Annotated in this window: 20 protein-coding genes and 2 pseudogenes; 11 read left to right on the top strand and 11 right to left on the bottom strand. The window is 70.2% G+C overall.

All coding sequences use genetic code 11. The annotated features are described in order from the left end of the window. Positions 1-65 precede the first annotated feature (65 nt). A complete protein-coding gene (locus GCN81_RS05540; protein ID WP_156722297.1) occupies positions 66-1,094 on the top strand; it encodes a hypothetical protein in 1,029 nt (342 codons plus the stop codon). Here the strand turns inward: GCN81_RS05540 and GCN81_RS05535 are convergent. From GCN81_RS05535 to GCN81_RS32840, 3 genes and pseudogenes are all read right to left on the bottom strand, one after another. Continuing rightward, a complete protein-coding gene (locus GCN81_RS05535; protein ID WP_156722296.1) occupies positions 1,091-1,297 on the bottom strand; it encodes a DUF397 domain-containing protein in 207 nt (68 codons plus the stop codon). The two genes, GCN81_RS05540 and GCN81_RS05535, sit on opposite strands and share 4 nt — an antisense overlap. A 104-nt stretch (positions 1,298-1,401) precedes the next feature. Continuing rightward, entirely contained in the window at positions 1,402-1,779 is a 378-nt protein-coding gene (locus tag GCN81_RS32210) for a Scr1 family TA system antitoxin-like transcriptional regulator (RefSeq protein WP_231626382.1), read from the bottom strand. Next, a pseudogene (locus GCN81_RS32840) lies at positions 1,775-1,978 on the bottom strand (hypothetical protein); the annotation flags it as partial. The gene GCN81_RS32210 and the pseudogene GCN81_RS32840, both read right to left, overlap by 5 nt. Before the next feature lie 413 nt (positions 1,979-2,391). Here GCN81_RS32840 and GCN81_RS05525 point away from each other — a divergent pair. The 4 genes from GCN81_RS05525 (at position 2,392) to GCN81_RS05510 (ending at position 5,331) form a co-directional block, all read left to right on the top strand. Further along, entirely contained in the window at positions 2,392-3,132 is a 741-nt protein-coding gene (locus GCN81_RS05525) for a helix-turn-helix domain-containing protein (RefSeq protein ID WP_231626381.1), read from the top strand. A gap of 234 nt (positions 3,133-3,366) precedes the next feature. Next, the gene (locus GCN81_RS05520; protein WP_156722293.1) at positions 3,367-3,690 is read left to right on the top strand and encodes a hypothetical protein; all 324 of its coding nucleotides are present in this window, start codon (positions 3,367-3,369) and stop codon (positions 3,688-3,690) included. After that, the gene (locus GCN81_RS05515; RefSeq protein WP_156722292.1) at positions 3,690-4,745 is read left to right on the top strand and encodes a peptidoglycan recognition protein family protein; all 1,056 of its coding nucleotides are present in this window, start codon (positions 3,690-3,692) and stop codon (positions 4,743-4,745) included. The genes GCN81_RS05520 and GCN81_RS05515 overlap by 1 nt, the downstream gene beginning before the upstream one ends. A 73-nt stretch (positions 4,746-4,818) precedes the next feature. After that, on the top strand, positions 4,819-5,331 hold the full coding sequence (locus GCN81_RS05510) for a GNAT family N-acetyltransferase (protein ID WP_156722291.1): 513 nt from the start codon (positions 4,819-4,821) through the stop codon (positions 5,329-5,331). Here the strand turns inward: GCN81_RS05510 and GCN81_RS05505 are convergent. Continuing rightward, on the bottom strand, positions 5,309-5,803 hold the full coding sequence (locus GCN81_RS05505) for a hypothetical protein (RefSeq protein WP_156722290.1): 495 nt from the start codon (positions 5,801-5,803) through the stop codon (positions 5,309-5,311). The two genes, GCN81_RS05510 and GCN81_RS05505, sit on opposite strands and share 23 nt — an antisense overlap. A gap of 131 nt (positions 5,804-5,934) precedes the next feature. Next, positions 5,935-8,214, bottom strand: a complete 2,280-nt coding sequence (locus tag GCN81_RS05500; protein WP_156722289.1) for an NHL repeat-containing protein — start codon at positions 8,212-8,214, stop codon at positions 5,935-5,937. 436 nt (positions 8,215-8,650) lie between these two features. Here GCN81_RS05500 and GCN81_RS05495 point away from each other — a divergent pair, with 436 nt between their 5' ends. Together GCN81_RS05495 and GCN81_RS05490 are read left to right on the top strand one after the other, a co-directional pair. After that, positions 8,651-9,778, top strand: coding sequence for a glycosyltransferase family 2 protein (locus GCN81_RS05495; protein ID WP_156722288.1), 1,128 nt, complete (start codon positions 8,651-8,653; stop codon positions 9,776-9,778). Positions 9,779-10,107: 329 nt separating this feature from the next. Next, entirely contained in the window at positions 10,108-12,213 is a 2,106-nt protein-coding gene (locus GCN81_RS05490; RefSeq protein ID WP_231626380.1) for a hypothetical protein, read from the top strand. Between the two features lie 94 nt (positions 12,214-12,307). On the opposite strand, the gene GCN81_RS05485 is transcribed toward GCN81_RS05490, so the two are convergent. The 5 genes and pseudogenes from GCN81_RS05485 to GCN81_RS05465 all read right to left on the bottom strand — a co-directional run. Continuing rightward, positions 12,308-14,212: a CDP-glycerol glycerophosphotransferase family protein gene (locus GCN81_RS05485; protein ID WP_156722287.1), complete on the bottom strand. Its 1,905-nt coding sequence runs from the start codon at positions 14,210-14,212 to the stop codon at positions 12,308-12,310. 162 nt (positions 14,213-14,374) lie between these two features. Beyond that, entirely contained in the window at positions 14,375-15,997 is a 1,623-nt protein-coding gene (gene aceB, locus GCN81_RS05480; RefSeq protein ID WP_156722286.1) for a malate synthase A, read from the bottom strand. Between the two features lie 284 nt (positions 15,998-16,281). Next, on the bottom strand, positions 16,282-16,893 hold the full coding sequence (locus tag GCN81_RS05475; protein WP_156722285.1) for a nucleotidyltransferase family protein: 612 nt from the start codon (positions 16,891-16,893) through the stop codon (positions 16,282-16,284). Positions 16,894-16,942: 49 nt separating this feature from the next. Beyond that, complete coding sequence (locus tag GCN81_RS05470) at positions 16,943-17,587, bottom strand: response regulator (protein ID WP_156722284.1); 645 nt, start codon at positions 17,585-17,587, stop codon at positions 16,943-16,945. Positions 17,588-17,871: 284 nt separating this feature from the next. Then, positions 17,872-19,086 (bottom strand): annotated as a pseudogene (locus GCN81_RS05465) (sensor histidine kinase); the annotation flags it as partial. Positions 19,087-19,232: 146 nt separating this feature from the next. Here GCN81_RS05465 and GCN81_RS05460 point away from each other — a divergent pair. Together GCN81_RS05460 and GCN81_RS05455 are read left to right on the top strand one after the other, a co-directional pair. Beyond that, positions 19,233-20,309, top strand: a complete 1,077-nt coding sequence (locus tag GCN81_RS05460; RefSeq protein ID WP_156722283.1) for an ABC transporter permease — start codon at positions 19,233-19,235, stop codon at positions 20,307-20,309. Next, the gene (locus GCN81_RS05455; protein ID WP_156722282.1) at positions 20,306-20,986 is read left to right on the top strand and encodes an ABC transporter ATP-binding protein; all 681 of its coding nucleotides are present in this window, start codon (positions 20,306-20,308) and stop codon (positions 20,984-20,986) included. Before GCN81_RS05460 ends, GCN81_RS05455 begins: the two co-directional genes overlap by 4 nt. Positions 20,987-21,067: 81 nt before the next feature. Here GCN81_RS05455 and GCN81_RS05450 read toward each other — a convergent pair whose 3' ends face one another. Beyond that, on the bottom strand, positions 21,068-21,883 hold the full coding sequence (locus tag GCN81_RS05450; RefSeq protein WP_156722281.1) for an IclR family transcriptional regulator: 816 nt from the start codon (positions 21,881-21,883) through the stop codon (positions 21,068-21,070). Positions 21,884-22,231: 348 nt separating this feature from the next. Here GCN81_RS05450 and allB point away from each other — a divergent pair, with 348 nt between their 5' ends. Together allB and alc are read left to right on the top strand one after the other, a co-directional pair. Beyond that, positions 22,232-23,569: an allantoinase AllB gene (gene allB / locus GCN81_RS05445; RefSeq protein WP_156722280.1), complete on the top strand. Its 1,338-nt coding sequence runs from the start codon at positions 22,232-22,234 to the stop codon at positions 23,567-23,569. A 4-nt stretch (positions 23,570-23,573) separates the two neighbouring features. After that, positions 23,574-24,689 (top strand): allantoicase, encoded by a 1,116-nt coding sequence (gene alc, locus GCN81_RS05440; RefSeq protein ID WP_156722279.1) that lies wholly within the window; start codon positions 23,574-23,576, stop codon positions 24,687-24,689. Positions 24,690-24,707: the final 18 nt, after the last annotated feature.

The following is a 24,707-nucleotide window of genomic DNA, read 5'->3' as shown; positions in this document are numbered from 1 at the left end:
CCAGCACCACAGCTGAAACGTTTGGCTCTCGTCGTTCAGATACCTCCGGAAGGGAGCACCCCACGGTGCGCGTCCTGATCTCACCGTCCTACGGCAGCGCCGAGACCCGTCGCCACTGGGCCGACACTCTCGCGCAGCAGGTGGACTTCACAGACGCCGGGTACGCGGAAACCCTCAGCCCCGAGCAACGGGAGTTGCTTCTGGCGCTGCACCCGGACGGCCAGGCACGGTTCTGGGGCGCGACGCCCAGTCACGACAAAAAGATGCGTGGCGTGGAAACCGGGGACGTGGTCCTGTTCACGGGCGGGAACCAGGTGCGAGCCGTAGGCGAAGTCGGGGCGATCTTCCGTAACCGTGAGCTGGCCGACCGACTGTGGCCCCCGTCCAAGGACGGCAAGAGCTGGCACACCGTCTACACTCTGCTGGACTTCACCGACGCTGCCATCTCCTACACCGATCTGAACATGGCGATCGGCTACAAGCCAGCCCACAACTTCCCCGGCCAGATGGTGCTGCGGGGAGACAAGGCGCGGTCGGTACTCGAGGAGTTCATGATCACCCCAGGGACCGCGTGGACACGACAGTCCCTGGAAGGCATACCGCAGCCGGATGAACAGGCCCGGCAGATCGTCCGCAGCGCCGCGTTGGAGGAGATGCGCACGCGACGGACCTCATACCGGAGTAGTGGGCGTCTCATAGTCGTCGACCGGAACGAGTCCAGCCTCGTGGGTGAGTTTCGAGAGCACCTCATCGCAGAGGGCCGGAGAGCTACGCGATTCTTCTGCCCCGGTGGTGTCAGCGACCTTTATGTCACCGATGACAGCGGTACCGAGCTGATCGAGGCCAAGAGCAAGTCCGACCATAGGTACGTCCGCCAGGCACTGGGGCAGCTGCTGGACTACGCCCCGCACAGTCCGCACGGAGCCGATCGCCTCAGCGCGCTGTTCCCGGACCGCCCCGCTGCCGAAGATGTCAGCCTGCTGCACCGCTATGGCGTGGACTGCGTCCACCGGGTGGCCCAGGGGGTCTTCGAGAAGTCGCCTGCCGAGGCCGCGCGCCGGGACCAAATGCGTCAGGTGTGGTCGGGTTCCTAGGGCTGTGAGGTGAACGTCATGAAGGGCTTCCACTGGTCGGGCGTGAAAGTGAGATTGTGGCCCTGCTTTTTCTTGGAGTCGCGTACGTGGATGGCTGCTGGGGTGGTCGCGATCTCGACACAGTCGGGGCCTTGGGTGCTGCTGTAGCTGCTCTTGAACCACTCCAGTTCGTCAGCGCTGTGGGTGGAAGGCTTGATCGCCATGTCTCTCCCAGCACTCTCTCGATGAACGCGAGTGACTCCCGTGGCGTGAGAGCCTGAGCCTGGTGATCCCATAAGTGGCTGCCAAGCGGCGGATGTCCTGGCGTTCAGAGATGACCCGGCTGAAGCGCTGCTGCTCGATGTGGCTGACTTTCCGGCCGCTGTGCGGGTCGAGCAGCGTGAAGGTGGCAGTCAGCCCGGCATGGTCTTCGCAGTCCGTCGGCAACTTGGATCTCCACGTTCCGCAACTGACCGATCTTCAACAGTCGTTCGAGCTGTCCACGCATCACCCTCCCGCCACCGACCGGGCGGCGTAGCGCCACCTCTTCCTGGACGAAACTGAGGAAGGGTGGGGTTTTCCGGCTGAAGACGTCGTGGCGGGCCAAACGGCCCGCTACGTACTCCTCGATGAGCTCTTCGTCCAAGGCCGGTCGCCGGGGCTCGGTACAGCGCCCGGATGTAGTCCTGGGTCTGGAGCAGACCATGGACGTGGTGGTTGGCGTACGTGCCCAGTGCCGCTGCGCTCGACCGCCCCTGCCTGATGCTCGGTGTAGCCGATCGCCCGGCCCAGCTCGGCCCCGGGTCATTCCGGCATGCTCCCGGCAGCGTTGGACGTGGCGGCCTACTACCGTCAAGTTCTCGGACGTGGACCCGTCCCAGTCCTGCTGCTCGCCCTGATGTCATCTGCTCGATCGATCCCTGGCCCGTCATTTCAGGCCACCTCCCGGTGCGGCAACTACGGTCTGCGCGGCTTTCGTTGCCGTCCACCGCACGCGTGATGGCTGGACCGGGTCGCGGGTGGCCGCGACGTGGTGGGCGGCGACGTCTTCGTAAAGCACTTTAGGGAAGAACCATTCCCAACCCCACCTCACCTGATCCGCCGTGGCCGTCACTCACACGGGTGAGGTGGGGGCGTCTGGGGGCGGGAGTGGGTGGGGTGGGGGTTACGGTCGCCCTGACCAACAACCGCAGACCGCATGTGAACGGCCCCCGCCGGGACGGCAATCCCGAACGAGGGCCTGACCACCGAGGAAGAAGAGAGCTTCCCTATGGCTGAGCCAGATTCTAGCGCTGACGCGCGCCCGCGATCAGGTGTCGTGCACGTACGGCACCGTCATACCGAGCGCTTCACCGTCGTCGGCAATCACCTCGCCCAGAACCGCGACCTGTCGCTCGTCGCCGTCGGGCTCGCTGTGCATATTCAGTCGCTGCCGGACGGTGCCCATGTCGGGATCAAGGAGCTCGTCAAGCGGTGGCCGGAGAGTGAGTTGCGGATCGCCCGCGCGTTGCGGGAGTTGGAGGACGCCGGGTATCTCGTACGGGAGCGGGCACGGAGCGCGCGGGGGCGAGTGGTGACGCGTACGACGTTCTACGAGCATCCGGCCGAGCGTTGCCGGGCTGTCGTGGGCGGGCTTGGGGCGCGGTCGGCGGTGACCGCGCCTGAGGAGGCGCCGGTTGTAGCGGCTGAGCCGGTCTCCGATTCGCCTCACTGGGGTGACGCGGTCGCCGTGCTCGGGTCACTTCGGCGCCGTGACCAGCGACTTCTGCTGACCGCGCCAGACGTCGAGCGGCTCGCCGTGGACGCCTGTGCGTGGCTGGAGCGGGGTGTCGGGCCCGGTGAGCTGGCTCGTGCGGTGACCGCGCTGTTGCCCGTCGGGGAGATTCCGCGACCGGCGGGGCTGCTGGCTTTTCGGCTTCGGCAGGGGCTCCCGGCCGAGCTGCCCGCCGAGCCAGGCGGCGGGACGACTGACCCGATGCAGAACTGCGAGGAGTGTGACCGGGGGTTCCGGGGTCCGAGTCCGGGCTGCTGCGGGGAGTGCCGGGAGGCTGCCGCGTAGTCATGTGCGACGCCGATCTGTGACTTCAGCCGTCCCGCGAAGGCCTCGAGCCTACTCACGTCTCAGCAGGCCAGGGGCTGGGACGTCCCCAGATCACGTCACCCTGTCTCGCAAGGCTGGTCGGATGGGGGGTCCTCGCCGCAGGCTGTCGGCGATTGCTCAGCAGACCCGCAAGCACTCGTGCATACCCGGCCCCGACGACCTCCGGCCCAGGGCCCCAGTTGAGGAGAAGAGTTGTCCGACCACACTGATCACCGTGGCCCCGCCACCCGCCGTGGATTCCTCGGCCTCACCGGCAAGGCCGCTGCCGCTGCCTCCGCCGCCGTTGGCGCCGTGGCCTTTTCCGTCGCCAGCTCTGGCCCGGCTGCCGCCGCCGCTCAGGTTGACGAGGCCGTCACCTCCCGCTCCGGCGAACTCCCCGTCGTGACCAGCCCGGACCACCCCGGGGCCCGTATCCCGAACGTCTCGGCCGCCGATCACGCGGACGGCGTCTCCCGCGAACCGCTCAACGCCAGTGCCGAGTGTGGCTTGTCGGCGGCCGCCGGGGGTATGCGCTGATGGCTACCTTTGTCAGCCGCTCGGCGTGGGGTGCCCGTGCGCCGAAGAAGACGTCGTCGGACTTCGACCCGTCACGGGGCGGGGTCGCTGTCCACCACACCGGGGATGTACGGTTCGCCGCCAGCAGCCATTCCCGCTGCGCCTCGCAGGTGCGCGGGATTCAGAACCATCACATGGACGCCAACGGCTGGGACGACATCGCCTACACCTACCTGGTCTGCGTCCACGGCTACGTCTTCGAAGGGCGTGGCGTGGGCGTCAGAACCGCGGCGAACGGCACGAATGACTCCAACTACCGCTACTACGCGGTGTGTGGGCTCGTTGGCGGGACCTCCGCCTCGTACGACACCATCACCGACCAGCTCATCGACGGCTTCCGTACGGCGATAGCCCGGCTACGGAGCGTCGGGAACGCGGCGGCCGCGATCACGGGGCACAAGTCGTTTCTCGCGACGGAGTGCCCTGGAGTGCTGGGTCGTCATATGTCGGCCATGGAACCCGGTTCCGGTGATGGCGGCGACCCCACTGACCCCACCGATCCGCCGCCCGGCGTTCCCCAGTGGCCAGGCGTACTGCTGCACTATCCCCCGGTGACGACGCACTCCAGTGCGCGCACCTGGCAGCAGCGGATGCGCGACCGGGGGTGGACCATCTCGGTGGATGGCGCGTACGGCGAGGGGTCCCGGCGTGTGTGCCTGGCGTTCCAGGCGGAGAAGGGGCTGTCCGTCGACGGCGTCGTCGGCGAGAAGACCTGGTATGCCTCCTGGAACGCGCCGATCACCGCCACCGCGCTGCGCGGCGATCGCGTTTCGGAGCCGGGCGCCGCTCCGAACTGGCCCGGGGTGCTGTTCAGTTGGCCGCCGAAGACAGTGCACCCGGCCGTACGCACCTGGCAGCGGCAGATGCGTGACCTTGGCTGGGACGTCGGGGTGAACGGCGCCTACGACCAGCGGTCCCGGGAGGCCTGCCGGGCCTTCCAGAAGGCGCGAGGGCTGACCGTGGACGGGGTTGTCGGGCCTGCTACCTGGTACGCCGCCTGGTACGCCACCTCGTAGTCGACCAGTTGGCGTTAGTCAGCAGTGAAATTCCGTGGAGTCAGTGGCGGTCAGCGTGCGATCATCTCGCGCTGTGACCAGTGATGAGCTTGAGTACCGAAGGGCGCGTGTCGCGGACGCGGCCGATCTTGCCGACGTGTGGCTGCGGTCGTTCACCGCCGCGCTGCCGACCGTGCGCCGCGCGCACGGTGACGACGAGGTGCGGGACTGGTTCACGCATGTGGTCGTCCCGAAGTGCGAGACCTGGATGGCCGTCGCCGAGGGCTCCGCGGTCGGGCTGCTCGTACTCGATGGCGCGGAGCTCGAGCAGCTCTATCTGGAGCCCTCCTGGCGCGGCCGAGGTATCGGCGATCGCTTCGTGGAGCTGGCCAAGCGGCAACGGCCTGATGGGCTGGGGCTGTGGACGTTCCAGGTCAACGAACCGGCGCGACGGTTCTACGAGCGGCACGGGTTCGTCGCGGTGCGGCACACCGACGGACGGCGTAACGAGGAACGGGAGCCGGACGTCCGGTACTGCTGGCAGCCTCACGGTGAGGCAGCCGAGGGCGATCGTCTCGTCTCTCCTACCCCTTGGCCCACTGCCTGAGCAGCTCTTCGCGTGCGGCTCGAGGTGGGGTTCCGCCCGCGTGTGTACGTGCCCACCTTGTGAGACTGGACGGGCGCGCCGAGCCCTCGGCGAACCGGTCCAGCAGGGCCTGGGACAGGTCGAACTCGTCCTGCCCGTACCCTCCCGCGGCCGAGGTGGACACGGTCAACTCGGTGATGTCTCCTGCCGTCTCGACGCCTACCGTCATCGCGGGGGCTTCCTCGATGCCGCCGAATGCCGCGGTCTGCGTGAGCGTCCACGCCGTCGAGAGGCCGCGTCTGACTGCGGATCGCACCGGGACGTCCAGTAATGGGACCTGGTGAACGTCCGCCCAGGCCCAGGTTCCGCGCTGCTTCTCACCGATGGCCTCCAGGCCCATGTCCGAGATCAGAACAGCGCGGCCGAGAGAATCGGGCGGGCCTCCCAGGTGCACCGACTCCTGAGTGATCCAGAACAGGCCGACCATCGACATAGCTGACTCCCGCCTCCCGTGCTCGTATTGCCAACTGGACAGATCACCTCTCATTGTCCACTCGTCAGCCTGGCCATGGCGACGGCCGCCCCGTTCGATGAACGCGGCGGCCGCTGGGGCTGTGGCTGGGCTTACTCGATGATGGCCGTGGCGTGGCCCGTCGCGAAGACCGGGCTGCCGATCTGGATGCCGCCTCGTACGACGCCGCGTGCCGCGTCGGAGTCGACCTCGAGTGCCGGGTACATCGTGGCCCACCTGCCAGGTGCCAGGTCGAAGGGGACGGACGGGCAGGTCAACGTGCGGTTGCCGTCGGAGCGTTCGCCCGCGCAGATGACCTCCTGGGAGCCGTGCTGGCGGGACAGCGCGACCTTGTCCTCCATGAAGCGCATGCCGGGCGGAGCGGTGAAGACCACCTCATGGGTGCCCAGCGTGCTCTGACCGGAGTTGGTGATGACCATGTTCAGCGCGTCGTAGTCCCACTGCTCACCCGGCCGTACCCGAGCCGCCACGGGGTTCTTCTGCGCGACGAGGGCGCGCTGGTCGGCGGTGCTCGTCACCCGCGCCCGCAGCTGTACGGGGGCGTGCTTGCCGATGCTGGCCGCGCCGTCGTAGTGGATGCCCGGTGTGGCGTCCGGCGTGGCCTGGACGCCCAGCGAGTAAACGAGGTCGCCGGTGTCCGTGTCGGCCGTGTTCAGGTGCGGGTTCGCCCACACGATCAACGTACGGCCGCCGTCCTGCACGTCACAGACCAGGTCACCGGAGACCAGCCCTGCCGGGGTGTTGTGGTACGTGTACCGAGCCTGGCCGCTGAACAGGAAGCCGCTCGGCGCGGTGTACACCTGGCGGAGCCGCCCCGGGTCAACCGGCTGGTGCGCCGGGCCCACGAACCGCAGGTCCAGGGAGCCTTCCCGGCCCGGAGCCACCTCGGGCACCGAGTCCTGGTAGATCGTCAGCGCGGTCTCGTCGGCGATCGGCTCCGGGACGATGACGTTCACCCGCAGGATCTCGGTGTTGTTCTTGAGGTTGAGGTCTCCGCCGTACTGGATCTCCAGGCTCGACTCGTACACCCCGGCCGACGCCCCCTGCGGCGCCATCACCCGGAACACGCCATCCAATGCCCCGCCGTACGGCATCAGTTGGGCACCCGCGAAGGTGCGGGACAGGCGCTGCGTCACCCCGTTGGGTACGCCGACCAGGCCCTCCGCGAGATGCATCACCACCGTCACGTACTGGCCGTCGACGGTCGCCGGGCCCCGGCTCTTGATCCGCGCGCCGAGGTCGAACTCCTGGCCGCGCTGCACCGCCGACGGGGCCACCACCTCGCCGTACAGATCCGCCTGCGGGGGCGTCGGCGGCTCCACGCGGGCGACGCCGTCGACCTGACGGACGCGCTGGTTGCCGTAGCAGCCGATGAAGAGGTTCCCGCGCGGGTCGAGCGCCACATCGGCCGGGTAGTACAGCTTGCTGCTCTGCGCCGGGCCGCCGTCCGACTCGAAGCCCGCGGGGCCGTAACCGGCGATGGTGATGATGCGCCCGTCGGAGGTGACCTTGCGGACGCGGTGGTTGCCCCAGTCCGCGATGTAGACGATGCCCGCGCTGTCGACCGTCAGGCCGGTCGGTGTGTGGAGCTTGCTGCTGGTCGCCTGACCGTCATTGTCCCAACCGGCCGGACCGTAGCCCGCGATGGTCGTGATGTAGCCGTCCGAGGTGATCTTGCGGATACGGTGGTTGTGGGTGTCGGCGACGTACACCGCTCCCTCCGCGCCCACCGCCACACCGAAGGGGTAGTTGAGGCGGGTGCTGGTGGCCTGGCCGTCGCCTATCCATCCGGCGTTGCCGTCCCCCGCGATGGTGGTGATCCGGTCGTCGCGGGTGATCTTGCGGATGCGGTGGTTGTTGCGATCCGTGACGTACACGTTCCCCGCGTTGTCGAGGGCCACGCTGAACGGGTAGTTGAGGCGGGCGCTGCGGGCCTGGCCGTCGCCGGTCCATCCGGCGTTGCCGTCGCCTGCGATGGTGGTGATGCGTCCGTCTGGAGTCACCTTGCGGATACGGTGGTTGTAGGCGTCGGCGATGAAGACCGCGCCCTCCGCGTCGACCGCCACTCCCCACGGGTGGTACAGCCTGCTGCTGGTGGCCTGACCGTCGCCCGTCCATCCGGCGTTGCCGTCGCCTGCGATGGTGGTGATGCGTCCGTCTGGAGTCACCTTGCGGACACGGTGGTTGTTGGTGTCGGCGATGTAGAGGTTGCCCTCCGCGTCACTCGCGACGCCCCGGACGTGGTTGAGCCGGGTGCTGATGGCGACGCCGTCGCCCTGCCATCCGGCGTTGCCGTTTCCGGCGACCGTGGTGATCGTGCCGTCCGGGTGCGCCGCTGACGCCTGCGCGGAAGCGCTCGTGCTGGTGGTCATCGCTGCTGCCTCTCCCCTTCGGTGCTGCGTCGGATTCGCCCAACGGACATTATCCGTATCGATTTCAACAGCCTTCCATGGCCTTCCATGCCTTCCGGCCTTCCGTCGCCTTCCGTGGCCTTCTCGGGTATTGGCTTGGTCGATACGGAGTCGATGCGGCGAAGCGGATCGGACACTACTCGGATTCGTGCCTCGTCCCTACAGTGCGATTCGGACAGCCCTTGTCGATCATTCGGTGGCCGAAACTCTGCACCGACTTTTCGAGGAGGCCGTCGTTGTGTCACGTGGGTATTGACGTACACCTGCGGCTGGCGATTTCCTTGGCCGTGCCGCCTTGCCGGGTGATCCCCGGCAAGGCGGCACGTCGCCGGGTGGCACGGGCGGGGGTGAATTCCTCGTGTCAGGACCTTGAACCGCCAGCGTCAGGAGCTCCTGAATGAATGATGCCGATGCCGATGCCGATGCCGATGCCGATGCCGATGCCGATGCGGATGCGGACACCGACGCGCGGCCACGGCCCCGCGTCGTTGGGCTCATCCCGGCTCACGACGAGGCCGGACGCATCGCCGCCGCCATCGCGGCGCTGCGTCGCCAGACCCGTACCCCCGACCTCATTGTCGTCATGGCCGACCGGTGCACCGACGCAACGGCCAAGGTCGCCCGCGATGCCGGGGCCGCCGTCCTCACCTCCGAAGCCAACCAGCACAAGAAGGCAGGAGCCCTCAACCAGGCGCTGGAACGCCTCCTGCCCCGGCTACGGGGCAGCGACCTGGTCCTCGTCCAGGACGCCGACACCGCCCTGTGGCCCACCTTCCTGGCCAGCGCGCACGCCGCCATGCACCCCACGGTCGGAGCCGTCGGCGGCATCTTCTACGGAGAGCGTGGCGGCGGACTCCTCGGCGCGCTCCAACGCCTCGAATTCCACCGCTACGCCCGTGAGATAGCACGCCGCAAATACCGGGCCGACGTTCTCACCGGGACCGCGACGCTATTCCGTGCCGCCACACTGCGCGAAGTGAGGAGAGCTCGCCTGTCCGGTCGTATCGGCGGCGGTGACTCGTACTATTCACTTGCCTCGCTCACTGAGGATGATGAAATGACCAAGGCGGTTCGCACTCTCGGATATCGCACCGTGTCGCCGCCAGGCTGTGGTGTGGTCACCGAGGTCATGACGTCCATTCCCCAGTTGTGGCACCAAAGAATCCGCTGGCAGCGCGGCGCACTGGAGAATCTCCGGGACTACGGCTGGACACGGGTCACCGCACCCTATTTCGTCCGCCAGACCTTTATGGGTCTTTCCGTGATCGCCTTGAGCCTCTATCTCGTGTTCACGGTGTGGATGCTCACCAGGGGGCGCCCGAAGTTCTCGCCGTTCTGGCTTGCGGTCGGGCTGGTCTTCGTCGTCGAGAAGGTCGCCACGGCGCGTGGCGCGGGCTGGCGGGGACAACTCCTCGCGGGCACGCTCGCCGTCGAGTTGCTTTACGACATGTTCCAGCACGCGGTGTACGTACGGTCGTTGTGGGACATGGCGCGGCGCCGCGAGGAGCGCTGGCACAGGACGTGAGGACGTGTGGGGGAGGGGGAGAGAGGGGGAGGCATGTATGGAGGGCTGCCGTTCGCCGGTGCCCTGGGTGTCGGCGGCGCCTCGGCGCTCACCGCCAAGCGGGATGGTTTCCAGCGGCTGGCCACCGTGGTCGCCGCCAGCACCCTGGTGATGGCCGAGATCTCCCTCGGCAAGCTGCTGCCCCGCCGCCGCCCCCCTCAGCCTCCCCGCCCGCACCTGCCGGACGAACTCCCGCGAGTCCGCGGGCCGATACCGCCGAACCGCGGAAAGTCGGTAGCGTACGGAGAGGGCGTGGACGAGCTCGTACAGGGGAACCCGATGGGGGCGGCATGGGCACCGAAGGCGAACGGAACGAGTTCAGCGGAACCGCAGGCGGGCCCGTCGTCCAGGCCGAGACGATTGGGCAGGTACACATAACGCCCCCGCCGTCCCCGCCCCCTCCACCCGCGGTAACCCCTCGCCAGGTACCCCGTGTCATCGCCCCCTTCGTCAACCAGACCTCCACCCTGCGGTCCATCGACGACTGCACCGGCCTCGCGGTACTCAGCGGGCTGCCCGGCATCGGCAAGCGCGCCGTCGTCCACAGCTGGGCTCAGCGGCGGCGCGAACGCTTCCCCGGCGGCGACTTCTACGTCGACTTCACCGAGTTGCGCCGCCAGGAGGGCGGCGCTGACGTATCGGCGGGAGTGAGCGGGTGTCTGCGGGCGCTCGGCGTCCTCGACCCCTACCTCCCGCCCACACTCGCGGAGTTGAGCGCCCTCTTCCGCAGCAGGACGATGGATCAGCCGGTGTTGGTGGTACTGACCAACGTCACCGAACCCGCCCAGGTCAGGTCACTGCTCCCGGGCGGCCCCGGGAGCGTCGTCGTGGCCACCACCACCAACCAGGACCGCTTGAGTGAACTCGCCCTGCACGGAGCCCAACTACTCGCCCTGAAACCGCTCTCCGCCGAACACGGGTTACGGCTGATCAGCGAGCTGTGCGGAACCCGCCGCGTCGCCGACGAGCCCGAGGCCGCAGCCCAGATCGTGGCCTGCTGCGCGGGACTGCCCATCGCCCTGCGCGTCGCCGCCGCCCGGCTGCTCGGCAGCCGCCGACTCACCCTGACCGCGCTGGCGGCCGAACTCGCCGATGAACAACACCGCCTGAGCGCCCTGCGTACCGGAGGCAAGGAACTGGTGACCGCCGTCTTCAACGTCGCCTACGACGGGCTCGGCCCCGACGCGGCACGCCTGTACCGACTGCTCGGCCTGCACCCGGGGCGGAGGTGGGACACGGCGAGCGCCGCGGCACTCGCCCAGCTCACCGAAGACAGCGCGGCGGAACTCCTCGACGTCCTCGAAGGGGCCAGCCTGGTGGGGAGCGAGGAGGACGGGCGGTACACATTCCACGATCTCGTACGCCTGCACGCCCGGCAGCGTGCCGAGGACGAGGACACCAGGGCCGAGCGGGACGGAGCCGTGCGGCGTACCGTCGACCACCTGCTGGCGTACGCCGCGTACGCCGATCTCGCCGTGATGGGCGACCGGATGCGGGCCGGAAAATATGTCGAACGTGTGGTGGACCGCGGCCCAGGACCGTTCACCGGCAGGCACGACGCGCTGGAGTGGCTGGACAGCCGACGGGCCGAACTGCTCGCCGCCGTACGGGTCGCGGGCCAGATGGAACTGTGGCAGCAGGCCGCCGACCTCGCCGAGGCACTCACCGCGCTGTACCTGAACCGGCGTTACGTGGCCGACTGGGTGGAATCCGGCGAGCTGGGCGTCCGCGCCGCCGTCGCGAGCGGCGACCAGGCCGTGGAAGCACGCTTGCGCTGCCTGCTGTCCCGGCCGCTCCTCGACCGCGGTGACGACACCTGGGCCCGCGGCGAACTGGAGACAGCCGTCGAACGTGCCGACGACAGCGGCGACTTGCTGCTGCGTGCCTCGGCCCGGGAGTTCTACGGACGGTACTGGGACCGGCACGACGGTGAGCGCGCCGTCGCCGTATACGCCGAGGCACTCGACCTCTACCACCGGCACGGCGACCCGCGCGGCATCGCGGTCGGGCGCTACTTCCTGGGATGCGCGCAGGACGCCGCCGGACAGCACACCACGGCCCTGGACACCGTCACCGACGCGCACGCGCGCTTCATGGCCATCAACGATCGCCGCATGGGCGCACGCGCGAAGGCCGCCATGGGCACGGCTCTGACGAACCTGGGGCGGGACGACGAAGGCGTGGCGGAACTGACCTCGGCGGTGGAGATGCTCCACGAGACGGGGGCCGTGTACTACGAGGCACCGGCCCGCGAACAGCTCGCCGAGCTCGCCGGGGAGCGCGGGGCGCCGGATGCCCGGCGCGAGCACCTGCTGCGCGCGCTGGAGATCTACGAGCAGGGCGGCAGCCCACGCGCCGACACGGTGCGCGCCATGCTCTCAACAGAGCAGGACTGAGAGGGGACTTGGGCTGATCGCGTGGCTACCTCCGTGGCTACCTGTGTGGCTGCTCGCGTGGCTGCTCGCGTGGCTGCTCGCGTGACTGCTCGTGTTACGGGAGCAGTCGCAGCAGGACGTCCTCCTCGCGACCCGCGAACACGAGCGTGAGGCAGGTGTCCCACGGGCTCCGCCGCACCTCGATGCCCGCGCGCAGGCACGCGTAGACGACGGCGCCGAGCACCTCCGGGTCGGTCACCGGGCCCGTCGCCGATACCTCGACCGTGCGGCCGTCAGCGAGCCCCACCCGGCAGCCGCCGCCTTCGACGGCCACGGTGGCCAGCAGGGCGCCGGGGTAGCGGGCGAGCGTGCCCTCGATCCAGCGGAGGGCCTCGGCTGCCGTACGGGCCGGGGTGCCGCGTACGAGGACGGACGCGCTCTCGACGGTCTCCCGGGCGCGAAGGTCGTCAGGGCTGGACAGGTGGCGGAATGCGCGGGGCGAACCGTTCGCCTCGTCACTCGCTCCGTCACTCGCCCCGTCGATGAGGTGCCGCACAGCGGCCGGGTACCGTCGTACCGACACGCGTTCCTGGCCCGTCTCCCCTTCGACCCGGGTCAGGACGACCGAGGCGGCGAGTGCCTTGGTGTGGTCCCCGGGCACCGGCCGCGGGTCAACCGGGGCCAGTCGTAGCGCGGCAGGACCGGTCGGAGGGCTGAGGTCCAGCAGGTCGTACACCGTCTCGCGCAGCAGCCCGAGTGCCTGCCCGGGTACGGCGAGCGCGCCCGCGCCCAACTTGCGGAACTGGTCCGCGTCGTGGCCGTCGAGTGCGCGCTCCAGCTGGGGGAGCAGCGGTGCGTACGGGTCCAAGTGCGGGGCCAGTTGGCCCAGTTCCCGCATCGGGGTGCCGGGTACCACCTCGTGCTCACTGAACGCGCCGAGGAGCAGGGGAGTGCCCAGGGCCGCCCCGTAGAAGGACACCGAACCGTGGTCGCCGATCAGTAGGTCGCAAGCCAGCAGCGTCGCCTGCCAGCCCGCGTCCGGGGGTATCCGCAACAGGCCACCGTCGAGCGCCGAGTCCAGCACGTTCTCCAGCTGGAAACGCCCATGTGCGGCAAGGACGTTGGGGTGGGTGACCAGGGCGACGGTGTACTCGTCCCGGGGCAGCTCGGCCAGCAGCCGAGCGGGCAGCGACGCGTCCGCGCCGATCACCGAGCGTCCGCGCCAAGTGGAGCTGAGCATCACCAGACGGCGCTGGTCCGTGACGCCGAGCGCGGCGCGGTAGCGCTCGCGCAGGTCCCGGCCGTCGACAAGCGCGTCAAAGCACGGATCGCCGACCAGAACCGTACGCCCGGCCGTGGCGGGGTGGGTGGCGCGCAACTGGTCGGCCTGGTCCGGATGCGAGATCGCGAGCCAGGCGCGACCGCTGCGCAGCAGCGCGTCCGAGACGACTCCGGCCAGCCGGTCGTGCGGGCCGCGCGAGTCGGGTACGTGCTTGTGAAAGCCGACGCCGTGCGGCAGTACGAGGACGGGGGCGTCGCTGCCGTCCATGAGGTCGGCGTTCTCGGTGGCCGTGACGATCAGGTCGGGGTTGGCCTGCGGGAGTTGGTCCCAGGGCATGACCCGCGCGCCGATGGAGCGGAGCAGGTCGTGGACGCCGTCGTTGAACGCGGAGGTGGGGTCGTAGGCGAAGACGACGTCTACGCGGGAGTCGTCGCGCAGGACGGGACGCAGGACGTCGACGACACGGACGGTGGAGGTGACGGTGCGGGCTACGGCGACGAGCAACCGCTCGCCGCGCAGGGTGCGCCAGCGGTCGGCGTCGTCCCCGGCGGGGACGCGCAGCTTGGGCAGCAGCCCGCGCGCCTCAACCGAGGCACACGGTTCGCGGTTCGCGGTTCGCGGTTCGCGGTTCGCGGTTCGCGGTTCGCGGTTCGCGGTTCGCGGTTCGCGGTTCGCGGTTCGCGGTTCGCGGTTCGCGGTTCGCGGTTCGCGGTTCGCGGTTCGCGGTTCGCGGTCCATGCTGCTGCTAGCGTGCGTCACCGCGTCCGTCAACCCCCTGTGCGTCCGGCCGTCCCCACCCCGTAGAGCACCCCACCGTACGACACCACCAACGGTGTGCGGAGACGACTGTGCCCCGCCAGTCCACCGGCGGGGCACAGTCGCGCAAGCACAAGCGACAGATCAGCCGACCAGCTGCTCGTACGCGGGCAGCGTCAGGAAGTCCGCGTAGTCCGCGTCGAGCGAGACCTGGAGGAGCAGGTCGTGGGCCTGCTGCCAGTTGCCCGCCGCGAAGGCCTCCTCGCCGAACTCCTCGCGGATCTTGGCCAGTTCCTCGGCCGCGACCTCGCGGACCAGCTCGGCCGTGGCCAGCTTGCCGTTCTCGAAGACCACGCCCGCGTTGATCCACTGCCAGATCTGCGAGCGCGAGATCTCGGCCGTGGCCGCGTCCTCCATCAGGTTGAAGATGGCGACCGCGCCAAGACCGCGCAGCCACGCCTCGATGTAGCGGGTGCCGACCTGGACGGCGTTGCGCAGCCCGTCGAACGTGGGCTTGGCGTCCAGCGAGTCGATGGCGATCAGGTCACCGGCCGCAACCGAGACGTCCTCGCGCAGGCGGTCCTTCTGGTTCGGCTTGTCGCCGAGCACCGCGTCGAAGGAGGCCATGGCGATCGGCACCAGGTCCGGGTGGGCGACCCAGGAGCCGTCGAAGCCGTCCGCGGCCTCCCGGTCCTTGTCGTTCTTGACCTTCTCGAAGGCGACCTTGTTCACCTCGGCGTCCCGCCGCGAGGGAATGAACGCGGCCATGCCGCCGATCGCGTGCGCGCCGCGCTTGTGGCAGGTGCGGACCAGCAGTTCGGTGTACGCGCGCATGAAGGGGGCCGTCATCGTGACCGCGTTGCGGTCCGGCAGCACGAACTTGGCGCCGCCGTCACGGAAGTTCTTGACGATCGAGAACAGGTAGTCCCAGCGCCCCGCGTTCAGACCGGCCGCGTGGTCGCGCAGCTCGTAGAGGATCTCCTCCATCTCGTACGCGGCTGTGATGGTCTCGATGAGGACGGTGGCGCGGACGGTGCCCTGCGGGATGCCGACGTAGTCCTGGGCGAAGACGAAGATGTCGTTCCAGAGGCGGGCCTCAAGGTGCGACTCGGTCTTCGGGAGGTAGAAGTACGGGCCCTTGCCGAGCTCGATCAGACGCTTGGCGTTGTGGAAGAAGTACAGGCCGAAGTCGACCAGCGCACCCGGCACGGCGCGGTCACCGATCCGCAGGTGGCGCTCCTCCAGGTGCCAGCCGCGCGGCCGCATCACGACCGTGGCGAGCTCGTCGGCGGGCTTCAGGGCGTACGACTTGCCGGTGCGGGCGTCCGTGAAGTCGATCTCACGCTCGTAGGCGTTGATCAGGTTGAGCTGGCCGAGGATGACGTTCTCCCAGGTGGGAGCCGAGGCGTCCTCGAAGTCGGCGAGCCAGACCCTGGCGCCCGAGTTGAGCGCGTTGATGGTCATCTTGCGGTCGGTCGGGCCGGTGATCTCCACCCGACGGTCGTTGAGGGCCGCCGGGGCGGGCGCGACCCGCCAGGTGTCGTCCTCGCGGATGTGAGCGGTCTCCGGGAGGAAGTCCAGGGTCGAGGTGCGGGCGATCTCGGCGCGGCGCTCCGCGCGGCGGGTGAGGAGCTCGTCACGCCGGGGCGTGAACAGCCGGTGCAGCTCGGCCACGAAGGCGAGCGCCGCATCGGTGAGGACCTCGTCCTGCCGGGGCAGGGGCTCGGCGTCGACGATGGCCAGCGGGGACGGCGCTGGTGCGGACATGAGCTGTCACTTCCTTCAGCGGGCGGTGCCTGGCGCGGCCGCCTGGGGGCACTCGTCACGGCACGGGGTGCCGTAGGCGATTCAACGTTCCGAGACGCGGTCGCAGGCGCCAATTACGGTCTGGGCGCTTCTGACCAGTGGATAGTAGATTTCTTATCGCGGAAGTTCAATGGTTTGTTGATGTCGAGATTCTCCCCGTCGACAGATCGTGGCGCTGAGTGCCAGGCCCTTCACTCTCCGGGCCCGGCTCCCCCGTGAGGCTCCTCCTTCAGGGTGCCCCAGCTTCACTCCAGGTGCCGCAGATCGTCCGGTGTGTCGATGTCGTAGGGCTCGGCGATGTCCGCGCACTCGACCCGGGTGATCTCGGACTCGTGCTCCGCCAGATAGGCCCGCGCCCCCCGGTCGCCCACGGCGCTCGCCCCGATCGCCGCCCAGCGCTCCGCGCCGAACAGCACGGGGTGCCCGCGTGTGCCGTCGTACGTGGCCGTGGCGAGGCTCGACGGTGACGCGTACGCGGTGAGGACACGGGCCACGGCGGCGGCGCCGATCCCGGGCTGGTCCACCAGGCTGACGAGCGCGGCGGGGGCCGTGGTCCGGGCCAGGGACGCCAGCCCCACCCGGAGCGAGCTCCCCATGCCCTGCTCCCAGTCCGGGTTGTCCAGGACGACGCAGCCGGACAGGTCGGCGTGCTCGCGCACCTGGGCGGCCGAAGCCCCGAGTACGACATGCACCTGCCCGCAGCCGCCCTCCCGCAGCACCCCGACCGCGTACTCCACCAGGGGCCGCCCTTGATGGGTCAGCAGCGCCTTCGGCCGCCCGCCGAGCCTGCGCCCGCCGCCCGCGGCCAGCAGCAGCCCCGCGACGGGAGGCTTCGCCTTGTCGTTCAGATCGTCCATGTGCACTGCATACCGCATACCGCACGCAGCCCGCGGGGCCGAGTGCGGCTCAGCGCCGCAGCATCCCGCGCGCCGTCGCCGCCGACACCGCCGCCGTACGGGACTCCACGTCCAACTTGGCGAAGATGTGCACCAGATGGGACTTCACCGTGGCCTGGCTCAGGAACAGCCGCTTGCTGATCTGGAGGTTCGACAGGCCGTCCGCCACGAGTCCCAGCACCTCCAGCTCACGGCGGCTGAGGGCCTCGCCGGGTGCGCGCATACGGTCCATCAGGCGATGTGCGACGGCCGGGGCGAGCGCGGACTGCCCGGCGGCGGCCGTGCGCACGGCCGCCGCGAGTTCCTCGGGCGGGGCGTCCTTGAGGAGGTAGCCGCTGGCGCCCGCTTCGACGGCGGCGAGGATGTCGGCGTCCGTGTCGTACGTGGTCAGCACCAGGACGCGGGGTGCGCCGTCGCGCGCGGAGATCGCGGCGGTGGCCTCGGCGCCGTGCATCCGGCCCGCGCCGAACTGCAGGTCCATCAGCACCACGTCGACCGGCTCGGCTGCCGCGAGCTCCACGGCCCGCTCGGCGCTTTCCGCCTCGGCGACGACCCGGAAGTCGGCCTCGGTGTCCAGCACCGCCCGCAGCCCGGCTCGTACGACGGGGTGGTCGTCGGCTAGCAGCAGCCGGATCGGCGGGACATCGCCCGTCATGACGGCTCCCCTGCCGTGCGCCGTCCCCCCGGCTCCGGGCCCTGGCCCACAAGGGCCGTGCCACCAGCCCTGTCGGCGCCTTCGCCACCAGGTACTTCGCCACCAGGTACTTCGCCACCAGGTACTTCGCCACCGGGTACTTCGCCGCCGGGTATCTCGCCACCAGGTACACGGTCGCGAGGAGCTCCCGCGATGGAGGCCTGGGCGGCGCGGGCGGCCCCCGCGGTGGGTGCGGCAGGTATCGCCGGAGCCAAGGCGTCCACCCCGGCCGGGACGGGAGCCTTGGCTCCGGGGCGCCCGGTCCGGGGTGCGGGCGTAGGGCGGACCGCCGCCGGATGCGGCAGGGTGATCGCCACCGCGGTGCCCTGGCCCGGCGCCGATTCGATGCTCAGCGCGCCGCCGAGAGCCTGGGCTCGGGCGCGCATCGCGGGCAGCCCGAAGCCGCTTTCGCCCGAGCGCCGCGCCGCCACCGAATCCGGGACGAACCCCGCCCCGTCGTCCACCACGTCCAGGGCCACCGAGGTGTCCATGAAGCTCAGCGTGATCTCGACGCGCCCCGCCCCCGCATGCCGCACCGCGTTCGCCAGCGCGGACTGCGCGACCCGCAGCAGAGCCACCTCGTACGGCGTCGGCAGGGCGACCGGTGTCCCGCTCACACCGAACTGCACGGCGGGGCCGGTAGCCGAGGCGCACAGGCGCTCCAGCGCCGCCGTCAGCGAGCCGTGCTCCAGGTCGGGCGGCGAGAGCTCGCGGACGAACCGGCGCGCCTCGGCGAGGTTGTCCTGCGCCGCGCGCCGGGCCTCGCGGACATGTCCAAGCGCCGCCGCGTCCTCCGGCAGGGTGCGCTCGGCGGCCCGCAGCAGCAGCTGGATGCTGGACAGACCCTGCGCCAGCGTGTCGTGGATCTCGCGCGCGAGACGCTCACGCTCAGCCAGCGTGCCCGCCGCCCGCTCGGCCCTCGCCAGCTCCGAGCGCGTGGCGAGCAGCTCTTCTATGAGCTCGCGGCGCCGTTCGTTCTCCCGGTAGAGCGCCCGGTATCCCAGTACGGTCCCCACCGCGACGGCCGCCCCAAGCAGCGGCCCGACGACCGCGCCGGGCGTGACCGCCCCGCCATGCGCGGCGAACCCGGCCGTAGCCGCCGCCGTGGTCACCCCCACCAGCGGCACCCCCCAGCGCAGCGGCAGCAGATGCAACTGCACGAAGAACAGCGGGAAGGCGGTCCACAACGCGTCGGAGGTCAGCACCAGCAGCACCGCCCACAGCGCGCAGAGCACCGCGAGCCACCGCAGCGACGCCGCCCGCGAGCGGCGTGCGGCCACCAGCAGTGGGCCCACCGCGTACCCGACGCCCAGCGCGGCGCACGCAGCGACCACCCACGCCGCGCCCGGTGCCCCAGACGTCACCGCGCGCACGGCGGCGAGCGCGAGCAGTGCGGCCATCAGCAGATGCAGACAGCCGCACAGGGCGCGCAGAACGGGGACCAGCGAACGGTTCTCCATGGCTCGTCCAGCGTAGGCGGGCGCACTGACAGCGGCGCCGTCCGCCCGGTCAATCGAAAGTTTGATTACGCCGTGCGCCAATCGACGCGCCCGGTCCGTGCTGTGGCGCGATGACGCGAGGGTGGTGCCCCCACCAAGGTGGGGGCATGTTCGTCGCATGGAGAGATCTCAGATTCGCCAAGGGGCGCTTCGCGCTGATGGGCGCGGTCGTCGTGCTCATCACGCTCCTGGTCGGGCTGCTGTCCGGGCTGACGGCGGGCCTCGCCCGGGAGAACATCTCGGCGATCACCGGTCTGCCCGCCGACCGGCTCGCCTTCGCGGCGCCACCGGATGGCCAGTCGGTCTCCTTCACCAACTCCCGGGTGCCGGAGCGCGCCTGGGACACCTGGGCGCGGCAGCCGGGCGTCACGCGGGCCGAGCCGATCGGCATCCGTACGCTGAACGCCGCCGCGGGTGACCGTACCGCCGGTGTCTCGGCCTTCGGGGTCGAGCCCGACGCGGGGATCGCCCCCGGTCACGTTGCGCCCGGGCGGGCCGTCCTCTCCGAGAAGGCCGCCAAGGAGTTGGCCGTCGAGCCCGGTGGCGCGCTGCGCGTCGGCACGCTGGAATTGCGCGTCGAGGCGGTCGCGGGCGAGGACTCGTTCAGCCACACTCCCGTGGTCTGGGTCTCGCTCGACGACTGGCAGCGCATCGGCCACAGAGGTACCAGCGCCGATGAGCAGGCCACCGTCATCGCGCTGACCACCCAGGGCGCCGACATCAGCGCGGGCGACGAGGCCGCGGGCACCGAGACCCGGACGGTGGACGGCGCGCTGACCGCGATCGGCTCCTACCAGGCCGAGAACGGCTCGCTCCAGCTGATGCGCGGATTCCTGTTCGTCATCTCCGCGCTGGTGATAGGGGCCTTCTTCACCGTGTGGACGATCCAGCGCAGTGCCGACATCGCCGTACTGAAGGCGCTCGGCGCCGCGACGCCGTACCTGCTGCGGGACGCGCTGGGCCAGGCCGTGCTGATGCTCGCCGTGGGCACCGGAGCCGGGACCGGGCTGGCGGTCGTGATCGGGGCGTTCATCAGGGGCGGCGATGTGCCGTTCGTCCTCGACGCGCCGACGGTCCTCGTACCGGCCCTCGTCATGATCGCCCTCGGTGCGCTGGGCGCGGCCCTGTCCATCCGCCGGATCACCGCCGTCGACCCCCTCACCGCTCTGGGAAGCGCCCGATGACTCTGCTGCTCGACGCCGTCACCCTCACCTACCCGGACGGCGACAGCCGCCTCACCGCGCTCGACGACGTCAGCCTGGAGGTTCCGGCGGGCACCATGACCGCGATCGTCGGCCCCTCGGGGTCCGGCAAGTCCAGCCTGCTGGCGGTGGCCGCGACCCTGGTGACCCCGGACCGCGGCCGGGTCGTCGTGGACGGCACCCCGACCAGAGAGCTGAGCCCCGCCCAGAAGTCGGCGCTACGCCGCGTACGTGTCGGCATCGTCTTCCAGCAGCCCAACCTGCTGCCCGCGCTGACCTCGACGGAACAGCTCCAGGTGATGGCCCACCTGGACGGCCGCAAACCCCGCCAGGTCCGGGCCCGCGCCCGTGAGCTGCTGCACGCGGTGGGCCTGGACGACAAGGTGGACCGGCGCCCGCACCAGCTCTCCGGCGGCCAGCGGCAGCGCGTCAACATCGCCCGGGCTCTGATGAACGAGCCCGCCGTACTGCTCGTCGACGAGCCCACCAGCGCGCTGGACCACGAGCGCGGCGCCGCGATCCTGGACCTGCTGGTACGCCTCACCCGCGAGCGCGGCACCGCGACGGTCTTGGTCACCCACGACCGCGCCCACCTCGCGGAGGCGGACCAGGTCAGGGCGATGGCTGACGGGCGCCTGGATACCCAAGCGCCCGCCTGACCGTGCCGTAGCGCCTGCGGCTCAGGCCCGTGCCGTACGGCTCAGGCCCGTGCCGTACGGCTCAGGCCCGTGCTGTACGGCTCAGGAGCCGTTCGCCGCCCCCGTGCTCGACAGCACGACCGACAGTTCCTCGGCGACCTCCTGGAGCACCGGGACGATCTTGTCCGTGGCCGCGTCCGTCACCCGCCCGGCCGGACCCGAGATCGACACGGCGGCCGCCGTGGGGGAGTTGGGGATGGAGACGGCCAGGCAGCGCACCCCGATCTCCTGCTCGTTGTCGTCCACCGCGTAACCGGCCTCGCGGACCGCCTCCAGCGCTTCCAGGAAGCCCTCAGGGGTGGTGATCGTCTTCTCGGTCGCGGCGGGCATGCCGGTACGGGCCAGCAGCGCCCGTACCTCGTCCGGCGGGGTGTGCGCGAGCAGCGCCTTGCCCACACCGGTGGAGTGCGGCAGAACCCGCCGCCCGACCTCGGTGAACATCCGCATCGAGTGCTTGGACGGCACCTGCGCCACGTACACGATCTCGTCGCCGTCGAGCAGGGCCATGTTCGCGGTCTCGCCGGTCTCCTCGACCAGCCGCTCCAGATACGGGCGCGCCCAGGTGCCGAGCAGGCGGGACGCGGACTCGCCGAGGCGGATCAGCCGGGGGCCGAGCGAGTAGCGGCGGTTGGGCTGCTGGCGGACGTATCCGCAGGCCACGAGCGTACGCATCAGGCGGTGGATGGTCGGCAGTGGCAGACCGCTGCTGGCCGAGAGCTCGCTCAGGCCGACCTCGCCCCCCATGTCAGCCATGCGCTCGAGCAGGTCGAAGGCCCGCTCAAGGGACTGCACTCCACCGCTGGCGGCGGGCTTGGAAGCGGCGGCCTCGGTGGAGGCGTCGCTGGCGCTGGACGTCACGGCGCGGTCCTTTCGGTGCGGGTGGGCAAGTGAGCAGCCTACCCGTCGGTTCTGCCCGGCGGAGTGCCTCGGGGGAGGGGGTGTTCGCCGGTCAGCGCCTGTTTGTCCGGCTGTCGGCACGCACGTACCCACCCGGCTCGGGCGCCCCGCTGTGGATAGCTACATTCTATGATGTGAAAGCAGGTTTCCACTTTGTGGAAACGCCTAAACGGGCGTGCGTGGCGTCGCGCGGCGGGCCTGGCGGCGGTGGAAGGGTCTTGACGGACTCCGGTCCGAGGTGAAGACTCTTTCAACAGAACGTTGAATTCCGCTCTATGGAAGACGATGGAAGACAAGAGAGGGGCTGGGGTGTCCGACGTAGAACTGGTACTGCGCTCGACGCGCGTCATCACCCCCGAGGGGACGCGCGCCGCATCGGTCGCCGTCGCCGGAGGGAAGATCGCGGCCGTGCTGCCGTACGAGGCCGAGGTGCCGGTCGGCGCCCGGCTGGAGGACTTCGGGGACGACGCCCTGCTCCCCGGACTCGTCGACACCCACGTCCATGTGAACGACCCGGGCCGCACCGAGTGGGAAGGCTTCTGGACGGCGACCCGCGCGGCCGCCGCCGGGGGCATCACCACGCTCGTCGACATGCCCCTCAATTCCCTGCCGCCGACGACGACCGTCGACAACCTCCGTACCAAGCAGGAGGTCGCCCGCTCCAAGGCGCATATCGACATCGGCTTCTGGGGCGGCGCGCTCCCGGACAACGTCCAGGACCTCAAGCCGTTGCACGACGCGGGTGTCTACGGCTTCAAGTGCTTCCTGTCGCCGTCCGGCGTGGATGAGTTCCCCGAACTGAACCGCGACCAGCTCACCACGTCGATGGGGGAGATCGCCGGGTTCGGTGGACTGCTGATCGTGCACGCCGAGGACCCGCACCAGCTGGCCGCCGCCCCCCAGAAGCGCGGCCCCAAGTACACGGACTACCTGGCCACCCGGCCACGTATCTCCGAGGACACCGCGATCGAGGGCCTGATCGCCGTCGCCAAGCGGCTCGGTGCCCGGGTGCATGTGCTCCACCTGTCCTCGTCCGACGCGCTGCCGCTGATCGCCGCCGCCAAGCGCGAGGGCGTCAAGCTGACCGTCGAGACCTGCCCGCACTACCTCACCCTCACCGCGGAAGAGGTCCCGGACGGCGCCAGCGAGTTCAAGTGCTGCCCGCCGATCCGGGAGGCGGGCAACCAGGACCTGCTGTGGGAGGCGCTGGCCGACGGCACCATCGACTGTGTGGTCACCGACCACTCACCGTCCACCGCGGACCTCAAAACCGATGACTTCGCCACCGCCTGGGGCGGCATCTCCAGCCTCCAGCTCAGCCTTCCGGCGATCTGGACCGAGGCCCGGGGGCGCGGCCACAGCCTGGAGGACGTGGTGCGCTGGATGTCCGAGCGCACCGCCCAGCTGGTCGGCCTGGACCAGAAGGGCGCCATCGAAGCGGGCCGCGACGCCGACTTCGCGGTCCTGGCCCCCGACGCGACCTTCACCGTGGACCCCGCCGAGCTGCAGCACCGCAACCGCGTCACGGCCTACGCGGGCAAGACCCTGCACGGCGTAGTGAAGTCCACCTGGCTGCGCGGCCAGCGCATCCAGCACGACGGCGGGTTCACCGAGCCCACCGGCCGCCTCCTCGAAAGGAAGAACTAACACCGTGACGGCGATCCAGAGCTTCACCGGCGACGCGAGCCCCTACGGCGGCGGCGAGCCGTACGCCGACTACCGCACCGCCGAGTTCCCCTTCACCCAGTACGCCAACCTGGCTGACCGGCAGCTCGGCGCGGGAGTCATCGCCGCCAACGACGAGTTCTTCGCCGAGCGCGAGAACCTCCTCAAGCCTGAGCCCGGCGAGTTCGACCCCGAGCACTTCGGCCACAAGGGCAAGATCATGGACGGCTGGGAGACCCGCCGCCGCCGTGGCGTCTCGGCCGAGCAGCCGCACCCCACCGACGACGACCACGACTGGGCCCTCGTGCGCCTCGGCGCCCCCGGCGTGGTCCGTGGCATCGTCATCGACACCGCCCACTTCCGCGGCAACTACCCGCAGGCCGTGTCGGTCGAAGGCACCTCGCTGCCCGGCTCGCCGTCCCCCGCCGAACTCCTCGGCGACGACGTGAAGTGGACGACCCTGGTGCCCCGTACGCCGGTCGGCGGCCACGCGGCCAACGGCTTCGCGGTCGACGTGGAGCAGCGCTTCACCCACCTCCGCGTCAACCAGCACCCCGACGGCGGCATCGCCCGCCTGCGCGTCTACGGCGAGGTCGCCCCCGACCCGAAGTGGCTCACCGCGCTCGGCACCTTCGACGTGGTGGCTCTGGAGAACGGCGGCCAGGTCGAGGACGCGTCCGACCGTTTCTACTCGCCCGCCACCAACACCATCCAGCCGGGCCGCTCCCGCAAGATGGACGACGGCTGGGAGACCCGCCGCCGCCGTGACAAGGGCAACGACTGGATCCGCTACCAGCTGGTGCAGCAGTCCGCGTTCCGCGCCATCGAGATCGACACCGCCTACCTCAAGGGCAACTCCGCTGGCTGGGCGTCCCTCTCGGTCAAGGACGGCGACGACGGCGACTGGACCGAGGTCCTGCCCCGCACCCGCCTCCAGCCCGACACCAACCACCGCTTCGTCCTGGACACCCCCGCGATCGGCACCCACGTCCGCATCGACATCTTCCCGGACGGCGGCATCTCCCGCCTGCGCCTGTTCGGCTCCCTGACGGAGTCCGGCACCGCCAAGCTGACGGCCCGCCACCAGGAACTGGGCGGCTGACCACCGCCCCCTCAACGC

Origin of the sequence: Streptomyces apocyni (assembly GCF_009739465.1) — a bacterium.
Classification (GTDB): domain Bacteria; phylum Actinomycetota; class Actinomycetes; order Streptomycetales; family Streptomycetaceae; genus Streptomyces; species Streptomyces apocyni.
The sequence above is the reverse complement of the archived record's forward strand: the minus strand, read 5'-3'. Positions and strand labels throughout refer to the sequence as shown.